The organism is uncultured Methylobacterium sp. (genome assembly GCF_964242245.1).
GTDB lineage: Bacteria > Pseudomonadota > Alphaproteobacteria > Rhizobiales > Beijerinckiaceae > Methylobacterium.
The window spans coordinates 1-6709 of the sequence record NZ_CAXTBY010000157.1; the positions used below are offsets into that span (position 1 = coordinate 1).

The following is a 6709-nucleotide window of genomic DNA, read 5'->3' on the forward strand; positions in this document are numbered from 1 at the left end:
GCGGCCGATCCACATCCTGCTGTCCTACGACGAGGAGACCACCTGCCTCGGCGTCATGGACACCATCGCGCGCTTCGGCGCCGACCTGCCGCGTCCCGGCGCGGTGATCGTCGGCGAGCCGACGGACCTGGAGGTCGCCGACGCCCACAAGAGCATCGTCACCTACCACACCACCGTGCACGGCCGTGAGGCACACTCGGCCAAGCCTCAGCTCGGCGCCAACGCGGTGATGGCGGCCTGCGACCTCGTGTCGGGGCTGAACGCCATCGCCGACCTGATGATCGCCCGCGGCGACGCGTCCGGCCGGTTCGATCCGCCGGCGACCACGGTGCATGTCGGCACGATCCGGGGCGGCACCGCGCGCAACATCCTGCCCAAGGCATGCGCCTTCCACTGGGAGTTCCGCGGCCTGCCCGACCTCGACATGGGCGAGATCCCGCGCCTGTTCCAGGCGCGGGTCGATCGGGTGATCCGCGAGCGCCTGAACCGCTACGGCGATTACGGGCGCATCGAGACGATCGAGGAGGTGGCGATCCCCGGCCTGCTGCCGGAGCCCGGCTCGGAGGCCGAGCGGCTGGCGCTGCGCATGGCCTCCCGCAACCGCACGGTGTCGATGCCCTACGCGACGGAGGCCGGGCGCTTCCAGGCCGCCGGCATCCCCACCATCGTCTGCGGGCCGGGCTCGATCGATCAGGCGCACCAGCCGGACGAGTTCATCACGCTCCGCGCCCTCGACGAGGGCGAGGCGTTCCTGCGCCGCCTGATCGCGGAGTGCGCCGCATGACCGGCGTCCAGGCCGACACGGTCAAGCTGCGCCCGCTGGAGCGCGAAGACCTGATGTTTGTCCATCAGCTCAACAACAACGACAGCATCATGCGCTACTGGTTCGAGGAGGCCTACGAGTCCTTCGCCGAGCTGGCGCAGCTCTACGAGCGCAACATCCACAACCAGACCGAGCGGCGTTTCATCATCGCCACGCTCGCGGGCGAGCCGGCGGGCCTCGTCGAGCTCGTGGAGATCAACCACCTGCACCGGCGCTGCGAGTTCCAGATCGCGATCCACCCCGGCTTCCAGGGCCGGGGCTTCGCGCGGCGCGCCACGCGGATCGCGATGGATTACGCCTTCAGCGTGCTCAACATCCACAAGCTCTACCTGCACGTGGACAAGGACAACGCCCGCGCCGTGCGCATCTACGAGAGCTGCGGCTTCCGCCCCGAGGGTATCCTGCGCGACGAGTTCTTCATGAACGGTCGCTACCGTGACGCGGTCCGCATGTGCCTGTTCCAGCCCGAATACCTCGCCGCCCGCGGCGGCGGCGACATCGCCGAGCCGGTGCTGAGGACCTGAAGCCGGTTGCGCCTACTGGCCCGGCGTCCCGGCCACCTCCGCCTCGACCTCGGCCGGGTCGAGGTCGTAGCGGCGCGAGCAGAACTCGCAGGTGATCGCGATGCGGCCGTCGTCGGCCACCATCTCGCGGCGCTCCGCGTCCGAGAACGCGCGGATCATGCCCATCACCCGCTCGCGCGAGCAGCGGCACCGCTCGTGCACGGGCTGGCGCTCGAACACCCGCACCCCGCGCTCGTGGAACAGGCGGTAGAGCAGCCGCTCGCTCGACACGTCCGGGTCGACGAGTTCCAGATCCTCCACCGTGGCGACCAGGGAGCGGGCCTCGACCCAGGCGTCGTCCTCGGGCGTACCGGCGGCGTCGAGGTGGGGATGCCCCTCCGGGATGTCGCCCGGCGGCAGGTCGGCCAGCCGCGCCCGGTCGATCGATTGCGGCAGGAACTGCACCAGCAGGCCGCCCGCGCGCCAGCGGCCCTGCCCGGCCTCGAAGGCCTCGGCCACGGCGAGCCGCACCTGCGTGGGGATCTGCTCGGACTGGCGGAAGTACTGGTGCGCCGCCGCCTCCAGATCCTGGCCCTCCAGCGCGACGACGCCCTGGTAGCGGCTGGCGGCCGAGCCCTGGTCGATGGTCATGGCCAAGTGCCCCTGCCCGATCAGCTCGGGCGCCTTGCGCGGGCCCTGGCCCAGCGCCGCGACCCGGTCCGCATCGAAGCGGGCGGTGGCGCGCAGGCGGTCGGGGGCCTCGAAATCCACCACGATCATCCCGACCGGCCCGTCCGTCTTGGTCTGAAGCTGGAACCGGCCCTCGAACTTCAGGGAGGAGCCGAGCAGCACGGTGAGCGCCGCGGCCTCGCCGAGCAGGCGCGCCACCGCGTCCGGGTAGCCGTGCCGCCGCAGGATGGTGTCGACCGAGGACCCGAGGCGCACGACGCGCCCGCGCACGTCCAGCGCCTCGACCGAGAATGGCAGCACGGCGTCGTCGGCACCGTCGTGGCCGTTGCCGATGGTCCGGGTGGAAGTGGTGTCGCGTCCGGAGGTCATGGGTTCTCCGTGAGGGCGAGAGCACCCGGCGCGCAGCGGATACCGGTTCTCGCCGGAGTGATGGGGGCGGGTGGATGCCGGGCGCGGGGCCTTCCCGAGGGAAGGATGGAGGAGGGCGACCTCTCCGGATCGTTCTCATCCCTCACCCAGCCCTCTCCCGAGCGGGAGAGGGGGCCGCGCGGCCCCCGCGGACAGAGGGGCATATGGGAGGCCGCGCCCGCCTTCGCGACCCTGCCGGCTACAGACCGCCCGCGTGCAGGCACCACGCCAGGATGCCCTTCTGAGCGTGCAGGCGGTTCTCGGCTTCGTCGAACACCACCGATTGCGGCCCGTCCATCACCTCGGCGGTGACCTCCTCGCCCCGGTGCGCCGGCAGGCAGTGCATGAACAGGGCATCCGGGGCGGCCGCCCGCATCAGCGCGGCGTTCACCTGATAGGGGCTGAGCAGGTTGTGGCGGTGATGCTCGTCGTCGTCGCCCATCGAGACCCAGCAATCGGTCACGACCGCGTCGGCGCCCTCGACGGCCGCGAACGCGTCGGCGGTGACGTTGACGCGCGCGCCCTCCCGCTTCGCCCACGCCATCAGCGCGGAGGACGGTGCCAGCTCCGGCGGGCAGGCGACGTTGAGGGTGAAGTCGAAGCGCGCGGCCGCGTGCGCCCAACTCGTCAGCACGTTGTTGGCGTCACCCGACCACGCGACGGTACGGCCCTGGATCGAACCGCGATGCTCCTCGAAGGTCAGCACGTCGGCCATGACCTGGCACGGATGCGAGACCTTGGTCAGCGCGTTGATCACCGGGACGGCGGCGTGCGCGGCCAGCTCCATCACCAGCCCATGGTCGAGGATGCGGATCATGATCGCGTCGACGAAGCGCGAGAGCACCCGCGCCGTGTCGCCGATGGTCTCGCCGCGGCCGAGCTGCATCTCGCTACCCGTCAGCATCAGGGTCTCGCCGCCGAGTTCGCGCATCGCCACGTCGAAGGAGACGCGGGTGCGGGTCGAGGGCCGATCGAACACCATCGCGAGGGTCTTGCCCGCGAGCGGGCGCTCGGCTGCCGGCTCGCCCTTGCGGCGGCGGCTCTTCATCGCGGCGGCGGCGTCGAGCACCCGGCGCAGATCGAGACCGGACAGGTCCTTGAGGTCGAGGAAGTGGCGGGGCTGCGCGGCCGGGCCGTTCGCCGGGTGGACCGCTCGGCGGATCACTGGGCCGTGGGTCCGGCCGTTTGCTGGGGCGGTCATCTCAACACATCGTTCTCAGGTTTCGTCGGCCGGGCGCCCCACGCGCAGGGGGGCTGCGCCAGGGAACTTGGGAGGGCTCACTCGGCGGCCCCGCGCATCGCGGTCGTGAGTGCGGCGGCGGTGGATTCCAGGCGCTCGACGGCCTCGGCCACCTCGGCCTCCGTCACGATGAGCGGCGGCAGCAGGCGGACGACGTTGTCGCCCGCCGGGATCACCAGGAGGTGCTCGGCCCGCGCGGCCGCCGCGAACGCGGTGTTGGGCACGCCGAGCTTGAGCCCGAGCATCAGCCCTTCGCCGCGGACCTCGCTGAACACCTGCGGGTAGCGGTCGCGCAAGGACGCGAGCTTCTGCCTCAGGACGAGCGCGACGCGCTGCACGTGGTCGAGGAAGCCCTCGCCCAGCACCACGTCGAGTACCGCGTTGCCCACCGCCATGGCGAGCGGGTTGCCGCCGAAGGTGGTGCCGTGGCTGCCGGCCGTCATGCCGCGCGCCGCCGCGCGCGTGGCGAGGCACAGGCCGAGCGGGAAGCCGCCGCCGATGCCCTTGGCCGCGCTCATGATGTCGGGCGCGATCCCCGACCACTCGTGCGCGAACAGGCGTCCCGTCCGGCCGACCCCGGTCTGGACCTCGTCCATGATCAGCAGGATGCCGTGCGCGTCGCAGAGTTCGCGCAGGCCGCGCAGGCACTGCGGCGGCACCGGCCGGACGCCGCCCTCCCCCTGGATCGGCTCGATCATCACGGCGGCCGTCTCCGGGCCGATCGCCGCGCGCAGGGCCTCGTGGTCGCCGAACGCGACCTGATCGAAGCCCTCGACCTTCGGCCCGAAGCCGTCGATGTACTTCTGCTGGCCGCCGGCCGCCAGCGTCGCCAGCGTCCGGCCGTGGAACGCGCCCGCGACGGTGATGATCCGATAGCGCTCCGGGTGGCCGCCGTCCGCGTGGTACTTGCGCGCCATCTTGATCGCGGCCTCGTTCGCCTCCGCCCCGGAATTGCAGAAGAAGGCGACGTCGGCGAACGTCGCGTCGACGAGGCGCTGCCCGAGTCGCTCGCCCTCGGGAATCTCGAACAGGTTCGAGGTGTGCCAGAGCTTGCCTGCCTGCGCGGTCAGGGCCGCGACGAGGTGCGGATGGGCGTGGCCCAGCGCGTTGACCGCGATGCCGGCGCCGAAATCGAGGTATCGCTCGCCGCTGCTGGCCACCAGCCATGCGCCCTCGCCGCGCTCGAAGGCGACGGGAGCCCGGGCATAGGTTGGCAGAAGGGCGGATGTCACGGGTCCCGTCTCCGTCGCGCTGGGCGGGGCGCGCCCGCGCCCCGCGTTGAAAACGAAAGTGCCGCCTCGTCACCGGGGCGGCACGCGCGCGATTACTATGAAACGAGGCTCGCCTGTCAATGATAAGGCCGGGTGCTATCCTGCGACAGACCTTCGGCATCGAGCGGTTGCGTGCGTTGGCGGGGCAGGCGCGGCTTGCGCCGAGCACGCGGCCCGTGCTCCAGGGCCGGCGGATCACGGACAGGGGAGCCGAACATGAGCACGGTCAAGGAACGCCTGGAGCACCTGGGCCTCACGCTGCCGAGGGCGGCCGCCCCTGTCGCGAACTACGTGCCGTTCGTGCGCAGCGGCAACCTCGTGGTGATCTCCGGCCAGATCTGCCTCGGCGCGGACGGCAAGCTCGGCCCTGCCCACACCGGCAAGCTCGGCGCCGAGGTTTCCACCGAGGACGGGCTCGTCGCCGCGCGGCTCTGCGCGCTCAACGTGCTCGCCCAGCTCGACGCGGCGGTGGGCGACCTCGACCGCGGGGTGGTCCAGTGCGTGCGGCTCGGCGGCTTCATCAACTGCGTGCCGAGCTTCTCCGCGATCGCCGGCATCATGAACGGGGCCTCCGACCTGATGGTCGCCGTGCTGGGCGAGCGCGGCCGCCACGCCCGCTCCACGATCGGCGTCGCGGAACTGCCGCTCGATGCCGCCGTCGAGGTCGAGGCGATGTTCGAGGTGCGGTGATGGCGCCCTCCTGGCTCACCGCGCGCCCGATCGCCCATCGCGGTCTGCACGACCGCGCGGCGGGCCGGCCGGAGAACACCATCGCCGCGGCCCGCGCGGCGATCGCGGGCAGCTACGCCATCGAGTGCGACGTGCAGATCAGCGCCGACGGCGAGGCGATGGTGTTCCACGATTCCGGCCTCGGCCGGCTGACGGGGGAGAGCGATCCCGTCGCTGCGCGGTCGGCCGCGGAACTCGGCCGTCTCGGCATCGCCGGCAGCCGCGAAACGATCCCTACGCTCCCGGCCTTCCTCACCGCGATCGCGGGCGCCGCGCCGCTGATCGTCGAGATCAAGTCGACCTATTCCGGCGACCTCGCCCTGGCCCGGCGGGTGGCGGAACTGGCGGCGGCGTACGACGGGCCCGTCGCGCTGAAATCCTTCGATCCGCAGATTGTCGCCGCCCTCCGCGGCCTGGTCGCGGACGACATCCCGCGCGGGATCGTCGGCGAGACCCGCCAGGACGATCCCGCCTACGCGGCGCTCGGCGCGTCGGCGCGGCGCGCGCTCTCGGACCTCCTCCACGTCGGCGAGACGCGGCCCGACTTCGTCTCCTGGCGGGTCGACGACCTGCCCTGCGCCGCGACCCACCTCGCCCGCGTGCTCGGGCACCTGCCGGTGGTGGCCTGGACGGTCCGCACCGACGATCAGCGGCGGCTCGCCGAGGCGCACGCCGACCAGATGGTGTTCGAGGGATTCACGCCGTGACGCGGACTGGCCAGCCCCTACGGCAGGGGCGACAGGCTATCGAGGAAGGCCGAGACTTCCCTGCGGTTCCAGGACGTACCGTCCATCCAGAAACGCAGCAGCGCATCGTGGTTCAGCCGAACCCAGGCGATGACCAGAGGCTCTGCGGCCCTGGACACCCGCGATGGCAGAAAATCGTCGCGCACCTTCGGATCGGCCTCGACCGAGACGATGAGGCACGGCAGGTCCTTGCCCGCCCGGCCCGGATACCACTTCACGTGCGGGCCGTGAGATCCGAGAGCCGTCGAGACGAAGATGGTGCCGGGGACGTTGGTGTCCTGCTGATCGAGATTGGCTAG

At 71.7% G+C, this 6709-nt stretch carries 8 protein-coding genes; 4 read left to right on the plus strand and 4 right to left on the minus strand.

Features of this window, described 5'->3' with window-relative positions; all coding sequences use genetic code 11:
- On the plus strand, positions 1–784 hold a 784-nt coding region (locus ACFE8Y_RS20040; protein WP_375466132.1), incomplete at its 5' end, for a M20/M25/M40 family metallo-hydrolase.
- Positions 781–1347 (plus strand): spermidine N1-acetyltransferase, encoded by a 567-nt coding sequence (gene speG, locus ACFE8Y_RS20045; RefSeq protein ID WP_375466133.1) that lies wholly within the window; start codon positions 781–783, stop codon positions 1345–1347. The genes ACFE8Y_RS20040 and speG, both read left to right, overlap by 4 nt.
- Before the next feature lie 12 nt (positions 1348–1359).
- On the opposite strand, the gene ACFE8Y_RS20050 is transcribed toward speG, so the two are convergent.
- From ACFE8Y_RS20050 to ACFE8Y_RS20060, 3 genes are all read right to left on the minus strand, one after another.
- Positions 1360–2385 (minus strand): Hsp33 family molecular chaperone, encoded by a 1026-nt coding sequence (locus tag ACFE8Y_RS20050; RefSeq protein WP_375466134.1) that lies wholly within the window; start codon positions 2383–2385, stop codon positions 1360–1362.
- 238 nt (positions 2386–2623) lie between these two features.
- The gene (gene argF, locus ACFE8Y_RS20055) at positions 2624–3625 is read right to left on the minus strand and encodes an ornithine carbamoyltransferase (protein ID WP_375466135.1); all 1002 of its coding nucleotides are present in this window, start codon (positions 3623–3625) and stop codon (positions 2624–2626) included.
- 77 nt (positions 3626–3702) lie between these two features.
- A complete protein-coding gene (locus ACFE8Y_RS20060; protein ID WP_375466136.1) occupies positions 3703–4896 on the minus strand; it encodes an aspartate aminotransferase family protein in 1194 nt (397 codons plus the stop codon).
- A gap of 255 nt (positions 4897–5151) precedes the next feature.
- Here ACFE8Y_RS20060 and ACFE8Y_RS20065 point away from each other — a divergent pair, with 255 nt between their 5' ends.
- Both ACFE8Y_RS20065 and ACFE8Y_RS20070 read left to right on the plus strand, forming a co-directional pair.
- Positions 5152–5625, plus strand: coding sequence for a RidA family protein (locus tag ACFE8Y_RS20065; RefSeq protein ID WP_375466137.1), 474 nt, complete (start codon positions 5152–5154; stop codon positions 5623–5625).
- A complete protein-coding gene (locus tag ACFE8Y_RS20070) occupies positions 5625–6371 on the plus strand; it encodes a glycerophosphodiester phosphodiesterase family protein (protein WP_375466138.1) in 747 nt (248 codons plus the stop codon). Before ACFE8Y_RS20065 ends, ACFE8Y_RS20070 begins: the two co-directional genes overlap by 1 nt.
- A gap of 17 nt (positions 6372–6388) precedes the next feature.
- Here ACFE8Y_RS20070 and ACFE8Y_RS20075 read toward each other — a convergent pair.
- Positions 6389–6709: hypothetical protein (locus ACFE8Y_RS20075; protein WP_375466139.1), on the minus strand; the 321-nt coding region annotated here is incomplete at its 5' end.

Excerpts from the sequence above, each read along its gene's own strand:
- ACFE8Y_RS20070 (WP_375466138.1), top strand. The coding sequence starts at position 5,625 with ATGGCGCCCTCCTGGCTCACCGCGCGCCCGATCGCCCATCGCGGTCTG.
- ACFE8Y_RS20065 (WP_375466137.1), top strand. The coding sequence starts at position 5,152 with ATGAGCACGGTCAAGGAACGCCTGGAGCACCTGGGCCTCACGCTGCCG.
- speG (WP_375466133.1), top strand. The coding sequence starts at position 781 with ATGACCGGCGTCCAGGCCGACACGGTCAAGCTGCGCCCGCTGGAGCGC.
- ACFE8Y_RS20050 (WP_375466134.1), bottom strand. The coding sequence starts at position 2,385 with ATGACCTCCGGACGCGACACCACTTCCACCCGGACCATCGGCAACGGC.
- argF (WP_375466135.1), bottom strand. The coding sequence starts at position 3,625 with ATGACCGCCCCAGCAAACGGCCGGACCCACGGCCCAGTGATCCGCCGA.